At 60.7% G+C, this 20457-nt stretch carries 18 protein-coding genes and 1 pseudogene; 11 read left to right on the top strand and 8 right to left on the bottom strand.

Annotation, left to right across the window (positions count from 1 at the left end):
• Window positions 1-3 precede the first annotated feature (3 nt).
• Complete coding sequence (locus ABLV54_RS19740) at window positions 4-3246, top strand: transporter substrate-binding domain-containing protein (protein WP_050533725.1); 3243 nt, start codon at window positions 4-6, stop codon at window positions 3244-3246.
• Window positions 3247-3336: 90 nt separating this feature from the next.
• Here ABLV54_RS19740 and ABLV54_RS19735 read toward each other — a convergent pair whose 3' ends face one another.
• A complete protein-coding gene (locus tag ABLV54_RS19735) occupies window positions 3337-3999 on the bottom strand; it encodes a YfdX family protein (RefSeq protein ID WP_072096602.1) in 663 nt (220 codons plus the stop codon).
• 240 nt (window positions 4000-4239) lie between these two features.
• Here ABLV54_RS19735 and ABLV54_RS19730 point away from each other — a divergent pair, with 240 nt between their 5' ends.
• Complete coding sequence (locus ABLV54_RS19730; RefSeq protein ID WP_044524797.1) at window positions 4240-4815, top strand: HdeD family acid-resistance protein; 576 nt, start codon at window positions 4240-4242, stop codon at window positions 4813-4815.
• 26 nt (window positions 4816-4841) lie between these two features.
• Window positions 4842-5147: an acid-activated periplasmic chaperone HdeB gene (hdeB, locus tag ABLV54_RS19725; RefSeq protein WP_023291054.1), complete on the top strand. Its 306-nt coding sequence runs from the start codon at window positions 4842-4844 to the stop codon at window positions 5145-5147.
• A 68-nt stretch (window positions 5148-5215) separates the two neighbouring features.
• Here hdeB and ABLV54_RS19720 read toward each other — a convergent pair whose 3' ends face one another.
• Genes ABLV54_RS19720 through ABLV54_RS19700 form a run of 5 tightly spaced genes read right to left on the bottom strand, consistent with a single transcriptional unit; the run spans window position 5216 to window position 10601 of the window.
• On the bottom strand, window positions 5216-6019 hold the full coding sequence (locus ABLV54_RS19720; protein WP_044524799.1) for an MIP/aquaporin family protein: 804 nt from the start codon (window positions 6017-6019) through the stop codon (window positions 5216-5218).
• Window positions 6020-6072: 53 nt separating this feature from the next.
• Complete coding sequence (locus ABLV54_RS19715) at window positions 6073-7896, bottom strand: diol dehydratase reactivase subunit alpha (protein WP_050533724.1); 1824 nt, start codon at window positions 7894-7896, stop codon at window positions 6073-6075.
• Between the two features lie 12 nt (window positions 7897-7908).
• Window positions 7909-8334, bottom strand: a complete 426-nt coding sequence (locus tag ABLV54_RS19710; RefSeq protein WP_050533723.1) for a glycerol dehydratase small subunit DhaB3 — start codon at window positions 8332-8334, stop codon at window positions 7909-7911.
• A 2-nt stretch (window positions 8335-8336) separates the two neighbouring features.
• Window positions 8337-8921 (bottom strand): propanediol/glycerol family dehydratase medium subunit, encoded by a 585-nt coding sequence (locus ABLV54_RS19705; protein WP_050533722.1) that lies wholly within the window; start codon window positions 8919-8921, stop codon window positions 8337-8339.
• 12 nt (window positions 8922-8933) lie between these two features.
• On the bottom strand, window positions 8934-10601 hold the full coding sequence (locus ABLV54_RS19700; protein WP_050533721.1) for a propanediol/glycerol family dehydratase large subunit: 1668 nt from the start codon (window positions 10599-10601) through the stop codon (window positions 8934-8936).
• Window positions 10602-11016: 415 nt separating this feature from the next.
• On the opposite strand from ABLV54_RS19700, the gene ABLV54_RS19695 reads away from it, so the two are divergent.
• From ABLV54_RS19695 to ABLV54_RS19680, 4 genes are read left to right on the top strand one after another with little or no spacing between them, the layout of a single operon-like run.
• Window positions 11017-11445 (top strand): heme-binding protein, encoded by a 429-nt coding sequence (locus ABLV54_RS19695; RefSeq protein WP_032454130.1) that lies wholly within the window; start codon window positions 11017-11019, stop codon window positions 11443-11445.
• A 21-nt stretch (window positions 11446-11466) separates the two neighbouring features.
• Window positions 11467-12630, top strand: coding sequence for a 1,3-propanediol dehydrogenase (dhaT, locus tag ABLV54_RS19690; RefSeq protein ID WP_050533720.1), 1164 nt, complete (start codon window positions 11467-11469; stop codon window positions 12628-12630).
• Window positions 12631-12650: 20 nt separating this feature from the next.
• Window positions 12651-13004: a glycerol dehydratase reactivase beta/small subunit family protein gene (locus ABLV54_RS19685; protein WP_023291062.1), complete on the top strand. Its 354-nt coding sequence runs from the start codon at window positions 12651-12653 to the stop codon at window positions 13002-13004.
• Window positions 13005-13535 (top strand): cob(I)yrinic acid a,c-diamide adenosyltransferase, encoded by a 531-nt coding sequence (locus tag ABLV54_RS19680; RefSeq protein ID WP_044524805.1) that lies wholly within the window; start codon window positions 13005-13007, stop codon window positions 13533-13535.
• Here the strand turns inward: ABLV54_RS19680 and dhaR are convergent.
• Both dhaR and ABLV54_RS19670 read right to left on the bottom strand, forming a co-directional pair.
• A complete protein-coding gene (gene dhaR / locus ABLV54_RS19675) occupies window positions 13513-15438 on the bottom strand; it encodes a dihydroxyacetone kinase operon transcriptional regulator DhaR (protein ID WP_050533719.1) in 1926 nt (641 codons plus the stop codon). The two genes, ABLV54_RS19680 and dhaR, sit on opposite strands and share 23 nt — an antisense overlap.
• A gap of 101 nt (window positions 15439-15539) precedes the next feature.
• The gene (locus tag ABLV54_RS19670; RefSeq protein ID WP_008806556.1) at window positions 15540-16637 is read right to left on the bottom strand and encodes a glycerol dehydrogenase; all 1098 of its coding nucleotides are present in this window, start codon (window positions 16635-16637) and stop codon (window positions 15540-15542) included.
• Between the two features lie 251 nt (window positions 16638-16888).
• On the opposite strand from ABLV54_RS19670, the pseudogene ABLV54_RS19665 reads away from it, so the two are divergent.
• From ABLV54_RS19665 to dhaM, 4 genes and pseudogenes are all read left to right on the top strand, one after another.
• Window positions 16889-17091 (top strand): annotated as a pseudogene (locus ABLV54_RS19665) (hypothetical protein).
• Between the two features lie 155 nt (window positions 17092-17246).
• A complete protein-coding gene (gene dhaK / locus ABLV54_RS19660) occupies window positions 17247-18317 on the top strand; it encodes a dihydroxyacetone kinase subunit DhaK (RefSeq protein ID WP_050533718.1) in 1071 nt (356 codons plus the stop codon).
• A gap of 10 nt (window positions 18318-18327) precedes the next feature.
• A complete protein-coding gene (dhaL, locus tag ABLV54_RS19655) occupies window positions 18328-18960 on the top strand; it encodes a dihydroxyacetone kinase subunit DhaL (RefSeq protein ID WP_017899726.1) in 633 nt (210 codons plus the stop codon).
• Window positions 18961-18970: 10 nt separating this feature from the next.
• Complete coding sequence (dhaM, locus tag ABLV54_RS19650) at window positions 18971-20392, top strand: dihydroxyacetone kinase phosphoryl donor subunit DhaM (RefSeq protein WP_050533717.1); 1422 nt, start codon at window positions 18971-18973, stop codon at window positions 20390-20392.
• The last annotated feature ends 65 nt before the right edge of the window (window positions 20393-20457 follow it).

Here is a 20457-nt window from a genome sequence, read left to right as displayed (position 1 = left end):
GCCATGGTCGTTCGTCTTATTTTATCCCTGATTGTCGGACTGGCGCTAAGCCACTCCCCCGCCGCGTTTGCCATGAAGCAACTGGAGCTGAAAAGCCATGCCCACATTGCGGCAATCGACATTCCGCTTAACGATACGGAAAAGGTCTGGCTGGCCGCCCGGCCGACGCTGACCGTCGGCACCTGGCTGCCTGAGATGACGCCTATCGTCTACGACAGCGACGAGGAGAGCTATCAGGGAATTAACGCCGACTATCTGGCGCTAATGGCGCACAGCCTCGGGTTGAAGGTGGTTATCCGCCAATATGACACCGAGCAGCAGGCGCTGGCCGCCCTGGCCGACCGCCAGGTGGATACCCTGCTCACTCAGGTGGCGCATCGGGATGCGCTCGCGCCGGGACTGACGCACACCGCACCGCTGATCAAAACCTGGCCGACGCTGGTCACCTCGCTAAAATCCCCCCTGCCGCCGCTGACCACCGACCGCCGCGTCACGCTGGCCTGCACCCGCGATTGCGCCTTTTTCGATATCATTCAGCAGGCGTTTCCCAACGCCAAAATCACCCTTTACGATAGCGACTATCAGGCTCTCGCCTCGGTGGTCAGCGGCGAGAATCAGTATTTCATCGGCAACAACATCACCACCGGCCACTGCATCTCGAAATATTTCTCGCAATCGCTGGTCATCGCGCACTATTTTCGTCAGCAGGAGCAGCACAACCGCTTTGTCACCCGCGAGGATCGACCGGCGCTGCACCTGCTCCTTGACCGTTTTATCCACGCTATCGACAGCGATACCGCGATGCGGATCATGCAAAACTGGCTCAACCGCGGCGATCTGTCATTTCTCAATACGCCGCTATCCTTTAGCGCCGAAGAGCAGCGCTGGCTACAGAAGCATCGTCGCGTCCGCCTGCTGGTCAACCCCTACTTTCCGCCTTTTACTCTGGTGGATGACGAGGACGAGCTGCGCGGCATTATGGCCGATATGCTGAATATTTTCTCGCTACAGACCGGGCTGCAGTTTGACCCCATCCTGGTGCGCAACCGTCAGGATCTGGCAAAGCGGATGGAAAAAGAGGACTGGGCGATCATGCCCGCCGCGACTCTGACCCCACAGCCGCAGGCCTACGTCACCCTCAGCGACCCGCTGATTAACGTGGCTTTTGTGCTGGTCGCCCGCGGCAGCGCCCCCGACCCACATCTGCTGGCCCGCCCGGCGCGGATCGCCCTGCCAGTGGGGCCAATCGCCGCCCACGACCTGAAAGCGCGCTTTCCGCAGGTTGACTGGGTGGAGACGGATAATGTTGGCGTCGCGATGAAGATGGTGGAGGAAGGCGAGGTGGATGCCGCGGTAGCGTCGGAGCTTTCCGCCCGCTATATGATCGACCACTATTATCCACAGGGTCTGCACTACGCCCGCATCGACGGACTCCCGGTCGCCGCCATTCGGCTGGCGATCCCGCGCGATGAGCCGGTGCTGGCCGCCATCCTCAGCAAAGCGCTGCAGGCCATTCCGCCGCGGGATATTCTGCAGATGACCGAGAAGTGGTCGAAAATTTCCAGCCAGCAAATAGAGAACTGGAGCCAGTACAGCCGCCAGTTTTACCAGCTGATCGCCTTCGCGCTGGTGCTGATCGCCATCAGCCTCGGGTGGGGACTCTCCCTGTGCCGGGAAGTGCGCAAACGTAAAGACTCTCAGCAGCGGCTGGAGGAGGAGCTGGCGCAGAAGGAGGCCCTCTCCTGCGCCCTGGAGCGGGAAAAAGACAAAGCAATTCAGGCGACAAAAGCCAAGAGTCGCTTTCTGGCCAGCATGAGCCACGAGCTGCGCACGCCGGTGAGCGCCATCGTCGGCTTTCTGGAACTGCTGGCGAAACCGGAGCTGAACGTCGGTCAGCGTAAAGAGGCGATCGAGCTGGCGGGGTCGACGGCGCAAACCCTGCTGGGGCTGATCGGTAATATTCTCGATATCGACAAGATTGAGTCGGGAAAATACCAGATCACCCCGCAGTGGAGCGAGGTCGCACAGGTCGTGTCGCAGCAGTGTCACACCTTCGGCGCGCTGGCGCAGCAAAAGGGGATCGCGCTCCACAACCATAACGCGCTACAGGAGGGGACCATGCTGTGGATCGACCCGCAGGCGCTGCGGCAAATCCTCAATAATCTCATCGGCAATGCGCTGAAGTTTACCACCGAGGGCGCGATTCAGGTCGACTGCCAGCTGACGCAAGCGGATGAGACGCAGGGGGAGCTGACCCTCATCATTAGCGACAGCGGCTGCGGGATCGGCGAAGAAGAGCAGACCACTCTCTTTCACCGTTATGCCCAGGCGCGCCAGGGGCGCAAACAGACCGGTTCCGGCCTGGGTCTGGTCATTTGCCAGGAGCTGGTCGCACTCATGCAGGGCCGACTGGAGATGGTTAGCCATCCTGGCGTGGGGACCACCTTCACCATCATCCTGCCAGTCAAGGTGAGTCGCTGCGCCGTTCGCGCGCCGAAGGCGTTGCCGGCCAGGCAGCAGGTCTTGCCCGGGCTGTCGATATTGATAGCCGACGACCATCCCACCAACCGGCTGCTGCTCAAGCGCCAGCTCAGCACTATCGGCTATAGCGTCGATGAAGCCTGCGACGGTGAAGAGGCGGAGAATAAGCTCGCTGGCAAACATTACGATCTGCTGATCACGGACCTCAATATGCCGAAGAAAGATGGCCTGGCGCTGGCGGCGTCGCTACGTCGGCGCTACCCGGACCTGATGATTTGGGGGGTGACCGCCAGCGCGCTGCCGCAGTCGCGGGAGGCCTGTCTGGCCAGCGGCATGAATATGTGTCTGTTTAAGCCGGTGTCGGTTCAGACGCTGAGCCACGAGCTGAGCCGTTTAGCGGTGGGCCACGCATCGCCAAACGTCGCCCGACACCTGCGGCTCAGCGTGCTGACCGAAAATACCGGGGGAGACCAGGCGCTGATGACTGAGATGCTGGAGACGTTCCGCGATGCGTCGGCCGCGGATTTACAGGCTGCCGGACAGGCAATCGCCCGGCATGAGCCGCAGATCTTTCTGCGAGCGCTGCACCGTCTGCACGGTTCAGCGCAAATTCTGGGGATTACTGCGCTGCAAGCGCTGTGCGCCCCTTTTGAGGCGAAGCGGCCTGACTCGCTAACGCCGGCAAGCTGTCTGGAGGTGGTACAGCGCATCACCGGCGTCATGCGCGAGATCGATGGCGAAATCGACGCCCTGATCGGCCGCTAGCCGTTCCGGTCGGGCAGTCCGCCTGCCCGACCGTTAAGGGGACATCCTTGTCAGTTTCTCCCTCTGCGCTCTCTCAGGGTGGAACAGGTATCAGTTGCCTGCCACCAGCATCTCGCTGTCCACCACGATGCCCTCTTCAGCGCCTTTCAGCACCAGATTCGCTTCGTAATATTTTCCAGCTTTCAGCAGGTCTTGCGCCTGCGCCACCGCCTTACGGGTCTGGTTGAGCGGCATCAGATACTGGTTCTCAATTACGCCAATACCGGCCAGACGGAGGGTATCGATAGCCCCTTTCTGATCGCCTTTCGCCAGTTTTTCGTTAGCGGATTTAATGGCACTCTCTTTTTCCGGCGTGGCTACATAGTCTTCAGACAGAGCGATAGAGGCGTTAATGACCACATAGCGATCGGCGATCATTTTGGCTTTAGCATCGGTTTTCACAAACTTCGCCCAGCTGGCGTCATCGGCGGCCAGCAGCGCGGCGGCGTCGTCAGTCAGTTTTTTCGCGCTATCCGGCTGGCCATGGAACAGCGCCAGACGGGCGAACTGGACGTCGCGCATCGCGTTCGCACCCTGCACCGCCACCTGCAGCACATCGGCGGCTTCTTTCTGCACCTGCGCTGTGGCTGCCGCGGCTGGCGCTGCCGTCGCGCTATCTGCTGCCCACACCGGAGAGGTACCCATCATGGTTGCCAGCAGGCTCGCCAGAATGACTTTTTTCATCGTTAACTCCTGATTAAAATCGGTAAGCATCACCAAACGCAGCCAGCTTAAAAAATATCTTGGGCATTGAGAATCAGAGCCCGGAAGGAATATTGCGGGCCTTGTCTGACAGCTGTCAGACAAGGCGTATAAAGTCACCTCAGCGCTCTTATTTACGCCTACCGATAGAGCGGCCTACTATTTTCCTCAGACCTTTCTTTTGGCCCGCTGAATAAAGCATGACGCATTATATTCAGCGTCAGGCCGGCAACCGGGATCTGCGGAGCAATTATGTTTATGTTTAGCCATTACACCTTAAATGCGTTTAACCCACGCGTCTTGATTCGATATAAACGGCATGCCGGCTTGATGGCCGCGCTGCTGTTTATCTGCGGGGCCTGTTGCCTGGCCTGGCCGCTGGTCGCCGGCTGGTATCTCGCCACGGTGACCGGCATGTTGTTGATGATCTGCGGCTTCTACTCACTGTACAGCCTGATCGTCTTCCGCCAGCAGCACTGGAAATCACGCCTGGTGGCGCTGATCTTCGCCATCGCCTGGATCGTGCTCGGTCTGAGCTTTGTCGTTAATCCTCTTAACGGCATGAGCAGCCTGGCCCTCTTATTCGGCTTTTTATTTGTTCTCGGCGGTATTTCCCGCATCGTCAACGGATGTCAAACCCGAAAACAAAGCGGCGCCGGCTGGAATATTTTTATCGGCCTGTTGGATTTACTTATCGCCTGCCTGTGGCTGGTCATGAATCCGCAGCAAAGCTGGATATTTATTACCGCCTTTATCGGCGTTGAAATGATATTTAGCGCCATCGGCTTGCTGGTCCTGCGCAATAAAATGAAGCACGCCCAGGCTTAAGCCCTATTTTGTCACTGGAGAAGAAAATGAATTTGCCTAAAGCACTCGTACTGACCGTAGCGGCCACCACATTCTGTCTGATGACCAGCCCGGCGTTCGCGGTTCTGGAAACCACACCGCAGAATATGACCTGTCAGGAGTTTATGGATATGAACCCAAAAAGCATGACCCCGGTGGCCTTCTGGGTGGTGAACCGCAACACCGACTTCAGCGGCGGGGACTACGTCGACTGGCATGAAGTCGAGACCGTTTCGGTGCCGAAAATGTTGCAGCAGTGCCACAAGAACCCCGCCGCCAAACTCGGCGAGCTCAATGCGGTCATCAAGAAATAACCCTGATCCCCGGCGACTCGCCGGGGGAAGTTAACCTCGTTGCCCGCCGTGATGCGGCGGGCCCCGTCTCACTCATCGCTAGCGCATTCGCACGGCAGATGGTGGCCGATAAGCTTGCGGTATAAAAACGCTCCCATAATCGCCCCCACCACCGGCGCCAGCAGCGGCACCCAAAAGTAGGGTATCGACTGCCCGCCGGTAAAGGCCATCGCGCCCCAGCCGGCCAGACTGGTAAACAGTTTAGGGCCAAAATCACGCGCCGGATTCAGCGCAAAGCCGGTTAGCGGCCCCATCGACGCGCCGATCACGGCGATCAGCAAGCCAATCAGCAACGGTGCCAGCGGCCCGCGCGGGATGCCATTGCCGTCGTCGGTCAGAGCCATGATCATCGCCATCAGGATCGCCGTGATGGTGGTCTCTACGGCAAACGCCTGCCAAAAGGTGATATGCGGATGCGGGTAGGTGGAAAAAACCCCGGCCAGGTTAAGGCTGGCGACGGTACCGCGAACGATATGCTGGCTCTGTTCAAGATCGAGAAACAGCTGACGATAGAGCCCGTACACCAGGGCGGCGGCGCAGAATGCCCCGGCCGTCTGGGCGACAATAAACGGCAGTACTTTACGGCGTTCAAAACAGGCGAACAACCACAGGGCAATGGTGACGGCCGGATTAAGGTGCGCGCCGGAGACGCCGGCCGTCAGATAGATGGCCATGGCGACGCCGAGGCCCCAGATAATACTGATTTCCCACTGGCCAAAGCTGGCTCCGGCGACCCGCAGCGCAGCGACACAGCCCGCGCCGAAGAAAATGAGCAGTCCGGTGCCAAGAAACTCGGCCACGCACTGCCCGGTTAAGCTAGAAGTCTGGTTCATCATTGGCATCCTGAAATAGCACGTTATAGAGAGAGGCTGGCGCGAGCGCCGGCTTAATCGGCATGTCCGGCCAGCACCAGCCCGGTGGCGACCGCATTGCGCGGCCCTTCTGTTCCCCGAATGTTGCCCTGCCCGGCGACCACGCCGTAGTGCGACAGGGCGTCGGTGATCAGCTGCGGGATTTCAAAATCCAGCGATGAGCCGCCCACCAGCACCACAAAGGCGATATCGCGAATGGAACCGCCGGGGGAGACCTGGCGCAGCGCGCGCAGGCAGTTGGTAACAAACACTTTCTCCTTCGCCTGGCGGCGCACAAGACGAATTTTTTCCAGCGGGCTGGCGTTATCGATCGGCACTAGTTCGCCCTCCTTGATGTACACCACTTTGGCGAACACCGCCGGGCTGAGGGCTTCCCGGAAGAACTCCACTGCGCCATTCTCGTGGCGGATACTGAACAGGCTTTCCACTTTGGCCAGCGGGTATTTTTTTATCGCTTCCGCCTGCGAAAGATCCTCGAGACCCAGCTCGGTTTTAATCAGCAGGCTGACCATATTTCCCGCCCCGGCGAGATGCACCGCGGCGATCTGCCCCTCCGCGCTGACGATCGCCGCATCCGTCGAACCGGCGCCGAGGTCGAGGATCGCCAGCGGCGCCGCACAGCCCGGCGTGGTTAACGCCCCGGCGATGGCCATGTTGGCTTCAACGCCGCCCACGACCACCTCAGTCTGGAGTCGGGCGCTCAGCTCGCGGGCGATAACCTGCATCTGCAGACGATCCGATTTCACCATCGCCGCTATCCCGACGGCATTCTCCATGGCGCACTCCCCAGCCATCCCGCCCTGCACCTTGCGCGGAACAAATGTATCCACCGCCAGCAGATCCTGGATGTAGATCGCGCTCATCTCATGGCCGGTCAGGGACGCCATCACCTTGCGCACCCGCTCGAGCATGCCGCCGGCGTGGGTGCCCGGTTCGCCGCGGATGTCGCGTACCGGAGCGCAGGCGCTTATCGCCTGCATGATCGCCTCCGCGCCCTCGGCGACATCGGCTTCTCCACGGCGCTTTTCGCCGCTGATGTAGATCTTGCCCGCCGGGATCACTCGCGACTGCACGTCGCCCTGGGGAGTCTTGAGCACCACCGCTGAGCGGTTGCCAATCAGCGCGCGGGCGATGGGGACGATGGCCTGGGTCTCCTCCGGGCTCAGCCCAAAGAAGGTGGCGATGCCGTAGGGATTCGACAGGATCCGCACCACCTGCCCCGGCGCGGCCACCTCCACCGCCGCCATCACCCCCTCGGGCACGTGCTCCAGGAGCGTCACTTCATCCACCACCGGCAGGGTTTTGCGCAGGCGGTTGTTCACCAGCACGCCGTCGTCCTTTTTGAGGATCGCCGCCACCACGTTGATCCCGCGGTCGATCGCCTCATTGAGCCACCACACGGCGTCAAGGAAATCGACAGCGTCGTCAATCAGCGCGATCCACCCCTCGGCATACCGCGCCGCCGGCAGCGTCGCCAGCCGGCCGAGGGCGATGGTCGTCCCCACGCCGACGCCCACCCCGCCCGGGGTCTGCGGGTTATGACCGATCATGGTTGACTCGGTGATAATGGTCTCGGTGATGGTCTCCATCGCCACATCGCCAATGACCGGCGCGGCTTCGTTAAGATAGATGCGAGACACATCGCGCATTGACCATGGCGTTTTCGCCAGAGCCTGCTCCAGCGCGGCGAGGGTCCCGGCGATATTGTCCCGCGTCCCTTTCATGCCCGTCGTCGCGACGATCCCGCTGGCAACAAACGTCCTCGCCTGCGGGTCGTCGGACGCCAGCGCCACCTCGGTGGTGGCGTTGCCGATATCAATCCCGGCTATTAACGGCATGCTGACCTCCGCTTAGCTTCCTTTACGCAGCTTATGCCGCTGCTGATACACTTCCGCCGCCTCCCGGACAAAGGCGGCATTCACCGTCGCATGCCAGGTGTGCTCCAGCTCGTCGGCGATCACCAGCAGCTCCGCCTGCGAGGAGCGGAACGGGCGCAGCGCGTTATAGATAGCCAGAATGCGCTCGTCAGGGATGGCGATAAGCTCCGCCGCGCGGCGAAAATTGCGCGCCACCGCATGGCGCTGCATCTGCTCGGCAATCTGCGCCTGGTACTCAAGGGTTTGCCAGGAGATCCGCACATCCTGCGGGCCCACCTCGCCAGAGAGCACTTTCTCGAGGGTGATGTCGGTCAATGGTTTGCCGGTGGGCGTCAGGATATGCTCCGGGCAGCGGGTGGCTAACGGATAATCCTGCACGCGCATGGTTTTCTCGCTCATGGTCACTCCCTTACTAAGTCGACGTGCAGGGTGACGGGCTCGGCGTCCTGCACCACATGTTTGGTCTCTTTGATATGAAACAGGGCGGCTTTGGCCATAAATTTCGGCCGCACCATCTGGTCGTTCACCACCGGCACCGGCGAAGGTGACTCGTTGCGCGCATAGCGCGCGGCGTTTTTGCCAATCTGCCGGTAGGTCTCCAGCGTCAGCAGCGGCGCCTGGGAGAACAGCTCCAGGTTGCTGAGCGGCAGCAGATCGCGCTGATGGATGACCGTGGTCCCCTTCGACTGGATACCGATGCCGATCCCCGAGCCGCTCAGGTTCGCCGCATCCCAGGCCATAAAGGAGACGTCGGACGTGCGCAAAATGCGCACCACTCGGGCGTGAAGTCCCTCTTCCTCCACCCCGGCAATCAGCTCTTTAAGGATCGCGCCATGGGGCATATCGATCAGGGTGTGATGCTGGTGTTTATCGAAGGCGGGGCCGACGCCGATCACCACTTCATCGGCGCGTTCCTCGGCAGAAGCCGCCCCGCCCTCGCGGGTTTTCAGGGTAAAAGAGGGCTGAATTTGGGTTGTCTGTTGCACAGGAATACCGCCTTATTCAATGGTGTCGGGCTGGACCACGCCCGGAATATTTTTGATCTCCGCCCAGCGTTCGGCGGAGATGCGATAGCCGGTGCCCGGCCCCTGATAGTCATTGATGTCGTTGACCGCGCTCACCACCTCGAACTGTCGATCGAGAATGGCCGAGGTCTGCAGGTAATCGCCGGTGACCCGCTGGCGCAGCATATTGAGAATATTGCTGGCGATATCCTCAAAGCCGCTGCGGCTCAGCGCGCCGACAATATCGAGGCCGGTAATATTGCGCTTCATCATCTCTTCCACCGCGCTCAGGTCCTCCACCACGTTACGCGGCGGCATCTCGTTGCTGCCGTGCGCGTAGGTGGCGGCTTCCACCTCCTCGTCGGCGATCGGCGGCAGCCCCAGCTCGCGAAAGACCGCCTGGATCGCCCGCGCCGCTTTCTGGCGAATGGCGATGGTTTCCGCCTCGGTCACTGGACGCAGTCCACCGTCAACCATCAGGTCGCGCTGCAGGATGTTGTAATCATCAAAATCTTCCGCATCGAAGTTCGAGCCGGCGAACATGTTGTCGTAGTTCGGCACCGCGCTGTAGCCGGAGAAAATAAAGTCGGTGCCCGGCAGCATCTGCATCAGGGTGCGCGCGGTGCGGCGGATATCCGAGTGGGAGAAGGTCTGGTCGTTGGCCGAGGCCACTTCGAGGTCGAGCATGGAGGCGATCAGATTTTCCGCCAGCACCGCCCGAATGCCCGAGGGCACGGCGCCGGTCATGCCGATGCAGCTCACCGCCCCGTTCTGTAGACCCTGCACCCCGGCGCCTTTGGTAATGAAGATGCAACGCGATTCGAGGTAGAGCATCGACTTGCTCTCCGAATAGCCCATCAGCGCTTCGGAGCCGGTGCCGGAGGTGTAGCGCATTTTCAGCCCCCGGGAGGCGTAGGCCGAGGCGAGGAACGCCTTTGACCATGGGGTGTCATCGCCGTCGGTAAATACCGCCTCGGTGCCGTAGACTGACACCGTCTCGGCGTAACTGGTTAAGCCACGCATGCCCAGCTCCAGCTCGGTGGCCTCTTCCACCGAGCATTGCGTCAACACGCCGGGGCGGCCGCACTGCGAGCCGACCAGCAGCGCCAGGACGTTGAACGGGGCATAGCGCGCAATACCGACCGTGGTCTCCTGCTCGGAGAAGCCGCGGATCCCGGCCTCGGCGGCGTCGGCGGCAATCTGCACCGGATTATCCTTCAGGTTGGTGACATGGCACTGGTTGGAGGGCGTTCGGCGGGCGCGCATCTTTTGCAGCGCCATCATCATCTCCACCACGTTCATCTGCGCCATGACTTCAACCGCTTTGGCCGGCGTGATGGCGGTGGTGATGGCGATGATCTCCTCCCGGCTGACGTGGATATCCACCAGCATGCGGGCTATCTCCAACGCCTCCAGACGCATCGCCTGCTCCGTGCGCTCAATGTTGATCGCGTAGTCGGCGATAAACCGGTCGATCATATCAAACTGGTCCCGGCGCTTGCCGTCCAGCTCGACGATCCGACCGTTTTCCACTTTGACCGACGAGACCGGGTCAAAGGGGCTTTCCATGGCGATCAGTCCCTCTTCAGGCCACTCGCCAATCAGCCCGTCCTGATTGACGGGGCGCTGGGCCAATACTGCAAATCGTTTTGATCTTTTCATTGTTCATGGGCTCAAAAGGTGAAATCCGCAGACGGTAGCGAACACGCCGGGCCAGCGTCGCTGCCCGCCCGGCCATTACCGGCAATAGCGGAACTTTAAAGGAGCCACTGGTGAAAAAAATAAAATTAATTTTGTTTCAATCTGGCACGTTAAATCGGCAAACAGTTTCACTATGAAACCCCGCCGCAACGGTTAAAATAAAAAATGTGATCGCCAGCATTGATATAAATCAATTAATAAAAAAAGCCCGCCACCGCGTTTTTCCGAAGCCTTTTTAGACCTGTTGACTAAATCATGGCGGGCGACAAAATAACGCTGAGAAAAATAAATTAAGCCAACCGCGTGGCGATAGTTTTTTTACTTTCGCCCCCTACTGACTATTCGCGTCAGCATTACCCTGGCGCGGGAGATAATCATGAACAAGAGCCAACACATTCAGACTATCACCCTGGCCGCCGCCCAGAAAATGGCGGCGGCAGTGGAGAAAAAAGCTAATGAGATCAACGTAGCGGTGGTATTTTCCGTGGTTGACCGCGGCGGCAACACGCTGCTTGTCCAGCGGATGGACGAAGCCTTTGTCTCCAGCTGCGATATTTCGCTGAATAAAGCCTGGAGCGCCTGCAGCCTGAAACAAGGCACCCATGAAATTACGCCAGCGGTTCAGCCCGGACAATCTCTGTATGGTCTGCAGCTGACCAATCAACAGCGAATCATTATTTTTGGCGGCGGCCTGCCGGTTATTTTAAACCAGCAGATAATTGGTGCCGTCGGCGTTAGCGGCGGTACGGTCGAGCAGGATCAATTATTAGCCCAGTGCGCCCTGGATTGTTTTTCCGCATTATAACCTGAAGCGAGAAGGTATATTATGAGCTATCGTATGTTTGATTATCTGGTGCCAAACGTTAACTTTTTTGGTCCCAACGCTATTTCCGTGGTCGGTGAACGCTGCAAGCTGCTGGGGGGTAAAAAAGCCCTGCTGGTTACCGACAAAGGCCTGCGGGCGATAAAAGATGGCGCGGTGGATAAAACTCTGCATTATCTGCGAGAGGCCGGTATCGAGGTGGCGATCTTTGACGGCGTCGAGCCGAACCCGAAAGACACCAACGTGCGCGACGGTCTCGCCGTGTTTCGCCGCGAGCAGTGCGACCTTATCGTCACCGTGGGCGGCGGCAGCCCGCACGACTGCGGCAAAGGCATCGGCATCGCCGCCACCCATGAGGGCGATCTTTATCAGTATGCCGGGATTGAGACCCTGACCAACCCGCTGCCGCCCATCGTCGCGGTCAACACCACCGCCGGCACCGCCAGCGAGGTCACCCGCCACTGCGTCCTGACCAACACCCAAACCAAAGTGAAGTTTGTGATCGTCAGCTGGCGCAACCTGCCGTCGGTCTCCATCAACGATCCGCTGCTGATGATCGGCAAACCGGCCGCCCTGACCGCGGCGACCGGGATGGATGCCCTGACCCACGCCGTAGAGGCCTATATCTCTAAAGACGCCAACCCGGTGACTGACGCCGCCGCCATGCAGGCGATCCGCCTCATCGCCCGCAACCTGCGCCAGGCCGTCGCCCTCGGCAGCAATCTTCAGGCGCGGGAGAACATGGCCTACGCCTCTCTGCTGGCCGGGATGGCCTTCAATAACGCCAACCTCGGTTATGTGCACGCCATGGCGCATCAGCTGGGCGGGCTGTACGACATGCCGCACGGCGTGGCCAACGCCGTCCTGCTGCCGCACGTGGCTCGCTATAACCTGATCGCCAACCCGGAAAAATTCGCCGATATCGCCGAACTGATGGGCGAAAATATCGCCGGACTGTCGACCCTCGACGCGGCGGAAAAAGCTATCGCCGCCATCGCGCGTCTGTCGATGGATATCGGGATTCCGCAGCATCTGCGCGATCTGGGGGTGAAAGAGGCCGACTTCCCGTACATGGCGGAGATGGCCATGAAAGACGGCAACGCGTTCTCGAACCCGCGTAAGGGCAACGAGCAGGAGATTGCCGCGATTTTCCGCCAGGCATTCTGAGTGTTAACGAGGGGACCGTCATGTCGCTTTCACCGCCGGGCGTACGCCTGTTTTACGATCCGCGCGGGCACCATGCCTGCGCCATCAATGAGCTGTGCTGGGGGCTGGAGGAGCAGGGGGTCCCCTGCCAGACCGTATCCTGCGACGAAGGCGGTGACGCCGATACGCTGAGCGCCCTGGCGGCCAGAAGCTCGACGCTGCGGGTGGGCATTGGGCTCAGCGCCGCCGGCGAGATCGCGCTAACCCATGCCCAGCTGCCGGCGGACGCGCCGCTGGCGACCGGGCACGTCACCGATAGCCGCGATCATCTGCGTACGCTCGGCGCCAACGCCGGGCAGCTGGTGAAAGTCCTGCCGTTAAGTGAGAGAAGCTGAATGTACCGTATCTATACCCGCACCGGAGATAAAGGCACCACCGCCCTGTACGGCGGCAGCCGCATCGAGAAAGACCATATTCGCGTCGAGGCCTACGGCACCGTCGATGAACTGATATCCCAGCTGGGCGTCTGCTATGCCACCACCCGCGACGCCGGGCTGCGGGCAAGTCTGCATCAGATTCAGGAGACGCTGTTCGCGCTGGGGGCCGAACTGGCCAGCGATGCGCGGGGCCTGGTCCGCCTGAGCCAGACGATCGGCGAGGAGGAGATCACCGCCCTGGAGCGACTTATCGACCGCAATATGGCCGAAAGCGGCCCCCTGAAACAGTTTGTGATCCCGGGGAAGAATCTCGCCTCCGCCCAGCTGCACGTGGCGCGCACCCTGGCCCGTCGGCTGGAACGTCTGCTGACGGCCATGGACCGCTCGCACCCTCTGCGCGACGCGCTCAAACGCTACAGCAATCGTCTGTCGGACGCCCTGTTCTCCATGGCGCGTATCGAGGAGACTAGGCCTGATGCTTGCGCTTGAACTGGCTGGCGTCGATATCGTACTGCTTCATTTTGCGCCACAGGGTGGTGCGGCCGATATTCAGCAGTTGCGACATCTCATGCACCCGCCCGCTGGTCACCCGGGCGGCGTGGATAATGGCCTCTTTTTCGATGGCGCTAAAGGTCAGGCTGGCCGGCAGCAGCGATGAGCCGCTATCGGCCCCCGGTCGATCGGAAAAGAGATATTCCGGCAGGTTGCTCAGGCGAATGTGGCCGTTATCGCTGCTGATGGCGATGTTCTCTATCACGCTGTTAAGCTCAAAATCATTTCCCGGCCACGAGTAGGCCACCAGCTGGGCCAGCGCGTCATCGTCCACTTTCAGCCGGGAAGAGAAACGCTTCTCCAGGCTTTTCAGCCGGTTATGCACCAGCGACGGGATACTGTTGCGCCGGGCGCGCAGCGGCGGAATGACGATCTCGAATGAGTGCAGCGCATAGTACAGCTGGCGGCTAAAGCGGTTCTGTTCCACCAGGTTGGCCAGATCGACGGTGGTGGTGGCGATCACCTTCACATCCACCGGGATCAGGCGGCGGGCGTCGAGCCGGGTAAGCACTCCCTGCTTAATCACCTGCAGCAGGGCGGACTGTAGCTCCGGCGCCAGATACTCAATTTTTTCCAGAAACAGGGTGCCGCCGTTGGCCAGCTCAAGGCGGCTCAGGCGGCCATTTTCATCATCGGTGGGGGCGCTCCCCATAAAGTCCTGGCCCAGCACGCTGTCGGCATACAGCTGGCAGTTGACGGCGATGTAGGGGCCGCCCGCCCGCTCGCTTTCATTGTGGATGGCCTGGCTCAGCAGCTCTTTCCCCACCCCCTCTTCACCGCACAGCAGTACCGGAAAGCCGCCGCGCGCCGCCTGGCGGCCAAAGTGGATCAGCCGCCGGGTTTCCGGATCGTCGGCTGACATCTGCTCAAAGGTGTGGCTGACTTTGCCCAGCTGGCTGGTCATCAGCTGCCGCATCTGCTCCACCGGGTGCAGCAGCAGAATAAAGCTGTTGCCTTGCGACTCGACAATCGGTTTTAAGGTGATCACCGCGTCGATAAACTGGTGCTGGCTTTCAAAGGTGACTTCAACGTGATTCAGGCCGCGGGCGTGTTTGATGGCGCGGCGCAGCAGCGCCGGCAGGGTCACCAGATCGGCGATATTTTTTCCCTGGCTGGCCTGGGCATCAAGATGCAGCAGTCTCGCCGCCTGAACATTGAGAAATTGCAGTACCCCCTGTTCGTTCCACGCCATCACCCCGTCGTCCATGCTCTCCAGCAGGCCGTACATTTGATTGAGGTGGCGGTTGGATTCCGCCAGCAGGCTGTCGGTGAGCAGGGAATTGCCCACCTCGCGGGCAATGGCCAGCGTCAGGGAGAGGTCGGCGCTGGACTGGTGCTCCACCAGACAGCAAAGCGAGATAGAGCCGAACAGCCGCCCGTGGTTATCGAACACCGGCGTCGAACAAAAGCTCCATGGCTGCAGGGCCTGCTTAAAATGCCGATCGCCGGCGGTGTTGATCGGCTGCCCCTGCATCGCGGCCAGCGACAGCGCGCAGGTGCCGATAATGCTCTCCGCGCAGTAGCTGCCGTCGCGAAACCCCAGGTCAGCCAGCTGCGCCAGCGTTTGCGGTTCGCCGCAGCGGCTCAGAATACAGGCGGTCTCATCAAGGATAAACAGCGCGCAGGGGCGACCGTCCATAAACTCCCAGGCGTCCTCCAGCGCCGCCTGACCGATGGTCAGCAGCGCGGTTTTACGCCGACAGATCGAGTCAAAGGTCAGGCCCTGGGCCTGGTGCGGTTTTTGCCAGGTTTCGCGCTGCATAAACTTGCTGCAGCGATGCCATGACTGGGCGATGACGGAAGAGACCGCCTTCCCGGTATCCTGAGTCTGAACAGTCATACTGTTTTCCGCGTTTTACCATAGAGAACCCCTCCGGCAGCCGCTGCCAGAGGGGAGAAAGAAAGACCGCCGACCGGCGCCAGCGGTTTAGCCACCGCGAATTAACGCGCCAGCCACTGCTGGCCTAACAGATCGGCGGTGAGGATAGCGGCGTGCACGCTCTCCGGGGTCACCGCAAACGGCATATTGTGGATGGTTTCCCCTTCCGCGCAGGTGGCTTTCGCCACCGCGGCGATTTTCGCGTCGATCCCCTCTTTGACGCCCATCTGCGCGAGGGTCACCGGCAGGCCGACGCGCTGGCAGAAGCCCAGCACGGTTTCAATCTCGTCCATCGGGCTGTTCTGCAGCACCAGCTGCGCCAGGGTGCCGAAGGCCACTTTCTCGCCGTGATACAGGTGATGGCACTCTTCCAGAATGGTGAAACCGTTGTGGATCGCGTGGGCGGCGGCCAGGCCGCTGCTTTCAAAGCCAATGCCACTGAGGTAGGTGTTCGCTTCGATGATGCGCTCCAGCGCTTCGGTCACCACCCCGGCCTGCGCCGCCAGACGGGCCTTTTCGCCCTCCGCCAGCAGCGTATCATAGCACAGGCGGGCCAGGCTCAGCGCCGCCTCGGTGGACTGCCCCCCGGCCATGCTGGTGGCGCGCGCATCGTAGCAGGCTTTGGCCTCAAACCAGGTGGAGAGCGCATCGCCCATGCCGGAGACCAGCAGGCGTACCGGCGCTTTGGCGATAATCGCCGTGTCCATCACCACCATATCCGGGTTTTTCGGATAGATCAGATACTCTTCAAACTCGCCCGCTTCGGTGTAGATCACCGACAGCGCGCTGGTCGGCGCATCGGTCGAAGCGATAGTCGGGATCACCACCACCGGCAGCTTCTGGTAGTAACCGATCGCCTTCGCGGTATCGAGGGTTTTACCGCCGCCGATGCCAACCACGCCGCGGCAGCCCTGTTTTTGCAAAATCGCCATCAGGCGGTTAATTTCCGCATGGCTGCATTCGCCGTTAAACCGTTCCGCATGGCAGCGAATATCGTGACTCTGCAGGCCATTCACCACTTTCTCCCCCGCCAGCTTCATCACGAAGTCGTCAGCGATGACGAAGAAGCTCTCCGCCAGGTTTTTGGCATATTGACCGAACAGGACAGCAGCATCAGGACCCTGAAGATATTTGGCTGGAGATTGAATAACTTTTAGCATTCCTTTCACCCTCAAATAAGTGCGCATGTAGACATGATGAGCCCTGGCGTTATCCGCGCCGGCCGGTAAAGCGCGGCCTCAACGGAATGTACCGGAGCAGTGCGATCACTGTAGGGCCGGCACGGAACAAAAAAATCTTTCGCCTTTTTGTTCTGATTTGAAACACAGGTTAAATTTTTACGTTCCATATTGGAACAAAAAACCCTAGTCTTCGTCAGGATTGCGATCCCGATCCGCTCCTCTGCCGCATAATTCCCTTACTATCCCCCTTTAGCGGCAGGCTTTTTCCCCACAGCCGGGGGAAATTTAGCAAAAAATTTTTTCAGCCCGCTGCGCCAGCCGCGATGACCGGCGCTTAAGGCAGAGGAAAAAAAGCGCGCCAGCTCGCATTTTCACCGTTTCCTCAGCAAAAACGTTCCATAAAGAAACAAAATCAGCAGGCGATGTTTCGTAATGAAACCCGATCGCCGGAGCATTCTTTTTTTCGTCCGCTCAGCCAGAATCATCATATCGCCAGGCACGCTGCACCGTCAGACGATACCCCTACGCGATGACCGCCTCCGCCAGCAGAGAGGCCGCATCGAACCTTCTCCAACGGAGCACTGAATAATGAAAAAGCTGATTAACCGTGTTGAAGATGTACTGAATGAACAATTAGAGGGGCTGGCTAAAGCCCACCCGCAGCTGACCCTGCATCAGGACCCGCTGTACGTCACCCGCGCCGACGCGCCGGTGGCCGGCAAGGTCGCCCTCCTCTCCGGCGGCGGCAGCGGCCATGAGCCGATGCACTGCGGCTATATCGGCCAGGGGATGCTCTCTGGCGCCTGCCCGGGGGAAATCTTCACCTCGCCGACGCCGGATAAAATGTTCGAATGCGCGATGCAGATTGACGGCGGCGAAGGCGTCCTGCTGATTATCAAAAACTACACCGGCGACATCCTGAACTTCGAAACCGCCACCGAGCTGCTGCATGAGAGCGGTATAAAAGTCACCACCGTGGTGGTCGACGACGACGTGGCGGTGAAAGACAGTCTCTATACCGCAGGCCGCCGCGGCGTCGCCAATACCGTTCTGATCGAAAAACTGGTCGGCGCCGCCGCCGAGCGAGGCGATTCGCTGGAGGCCTGCGCTGAACTGGGGCGCCGCCTGAATAATCTCGGCCACTCCATTGGCATCGCCCTTGGCGCCTGCACCGTACCGGCTGCCGGACAACCCTCCTTTACCCTGCAGGACGATGAAATGGAGTTCGGCGTCGGCATTCACGGCGAGCCGGGCATCGACCGCCGTCGCTTCAGCTCACTGGACCAAACCGTCGATGAGATGTTCGATACCCTGCTGGAGAATGGCGCCTACAGCCGCACGCTGCGCCAGTGGGATACCGTTAAGGGCGCGTGGCAGGAAGTGAAGCAGAGCAAAACCGCGCTACACAACGGCGACCGGGTCATCGCCATGGTCAATAACCTCGGCGCCACGCCGCTGTCCGAACTGTACGGCGTCTATCACCGGCTCGCCCAGCGCTGTGAAGCGTCCGGCATCATCATCGAACGCAACCTCGTCGGCAGCTACTGCACCTCGCTGGATATGGCGGGCTTCTCCATCACCCTGCTGAAAGCGGATGATGAGACGCTGGCGCTATGGGACGCCCCGGTTCATACCCCGGCGCTGAACTGGGGAAACTAAGGAGCACGACATGTCACTGAACAGAACGCAAATCGTCGACTGGCTGTACCGCTGCGGCGATATCTTCACTAAAGAGAGCGATTTTCTCACCGGCCTCGATAAAGAGATCGGCGATGCCGACCACGGCCTGAATATGCACCGCGGGTTCAGCAAGGTGGTGGAAAAGCTGCCGTCGATTGCTGATAAAGATATTGGCTTTATCCTCAAAAACACCGGCATGACGCTGCTCTCCAACGTCGGCGGCGCCAGCGGCCCGCTGTTCGGCACCTTCTTCATTCGCGCCGCGCAGGTCACTCAGGCCCACCAGAGCCTGACCCTCGACGAACTATACCTGATGATCCGCGAAGGCGCGGACGGCGTCGTCAACCGCGGTAAAGCGGAGCCAGGGGATAAAACCATGTGCGACGTCTGGCTGCCGGTGGTGGACTCCCTGCGCCAGTCCAGCGAGCAGCATCTGTCGATCGCCGCCGCGCTGGATGCCGCCTGCAAAGCAGCGGAGGCCGGCGCCCACAGCACCATCACCATGCAGGCGCGCAAAGGCCGCGCCAGCTACCTTGGCGAACGCAGCATCGGCCATCAGGATCCGGGCGCCACGTCAGTGATGTTTATGATGCAGATGCTGGCCGCCGCGGCCAAAGAGTAAGGAAATCGCGATGGTAAACCTGGTTATTGTTTCTCATAGCGCCCGGCTGGGCGAAGGTGTCGGAGAACTGGCCCGGCAGATGTTAATCAACGACGGCTGCAAGCTGGCGATCGCCGCCGGGATCGACGATCCCGACAGCCCGATCGGCACCGATCCGATCAAGGTCATGGAAGCGATCGAATCCGTCGCCGATACCGACCACGTGCTGGTGATGATGGATATTGGCAGCGCGTTGCTTAGCGCCGAAACCGCCCTCGACCTGCTCGATCCGGCGATTGCCGCGAAGGTGCGGCTGTGCGCCGCGCCGCTGGTGGAGGGGACGCTGGCGGCCACCGTCAGCGCCGCCTCCGGCGCCGGGATCGACAAAGTGATCGCCGACGCCATGAACGCCCTGGAGGCCAAACGGATCCAGCTGGGTTTACCTTCGCCAACCCCTGACGCCGCCCCGGCGCCGACGCTTGCCGACGATGGCGACAGCAAGTCGCTTGCGGTCGTCATACAGAACCACAACGGCCTGCACGTGCGTCCGGCGTCGAAGCTGGTCGCCGCGCTGGCGGGCTTTAACGCCGATCTGCTGCTGGAGAAAAACGGGAAGTGCGTCAAACCGGACAGCCTCAACCAAATCGCCCTGCTGCAGGTGCGGCGCAACGATAAGCTGCGCCTGCTGGCCCGCGGGCCAGAGGCCGATGCGGCGCTGGCGGCGTTTCAGGCGCTGGCCGCCGATAACTTCGGCGAATCGCCTGCGGCGCAACCGGCAGCGGCCCCGGCCGCCCCCGAGCGCGTCGAAGGCATCGCGCTGCGCTATCCGCTGGCCCTGATCCAGCCGGTCCGCCCGGCCGCCGCCGATGTCGCCCACGAGCAGCAGCGGCTGCGCCGGGCTATCGACCAGACGCTGGCGGATCTCACTGCCCTGACCGAGCTGGCGGAGAATAAATTTAACGCCGATATCGCGGCGATTTTCGCCGGGCACCACACCCTGCTCGACGATGAGGATCTGTTTGATGCCGCCAACGATCGTCTGCTCACCGAGCCGTGCTCGGCGGAATGGGCGTGGCATCAGGTGCTGATGGAGCTCAGCCAGCAGTATCGCCAGCTGGATGACCCCTATCTCCAGGCGCGCTATATCGATATCGAAGATATTCTGCAGCGCACCCTGCGCCATCTGCAGGACGTGCAGGAAACGCTGCCGATGCCCGGCGAGCCGACCATTATTATCGCCGACAACATGTTCCCGTCAGCCGTCCTGCAACTGGATGCCAGCCGCGTGAAAGGCCTGTGCCTGCGCGACGGCAGCGAACAGGCCCACGGCGCGATTATCGCCCGCGCGGCGGGGATCGCCTGGCTGTGTCAGCAGGGCGAGGCGCTGAACAGCGTGCAGCCCGGCGAGCCCATCGCGCTCGATATGCGCCGCCAGCGCCTTATCCGTCACTAAATCCACTTTGTCCGTTACCGCTCCGGAGGCCTGCCTCCGGAGGGTGAGTTTTCGCTTACTCTTCA

Origin of the sequence: Klebsiella sp. JB_Kp042, assembly GCF_040065275.1 — a bacterium.
In the GTDB taxonomy this organism is placed as follows: domain Bacteria; phylum Pseudomonadota; class Gammaproteobacteria; order Enterobacterales; family Enterobacteriaceae; genus Klebsiella; species Klebsiella quasipneumoniae.
This window is presented reverse-complemented; position numbering and strand designations above follow the sequence as displayed.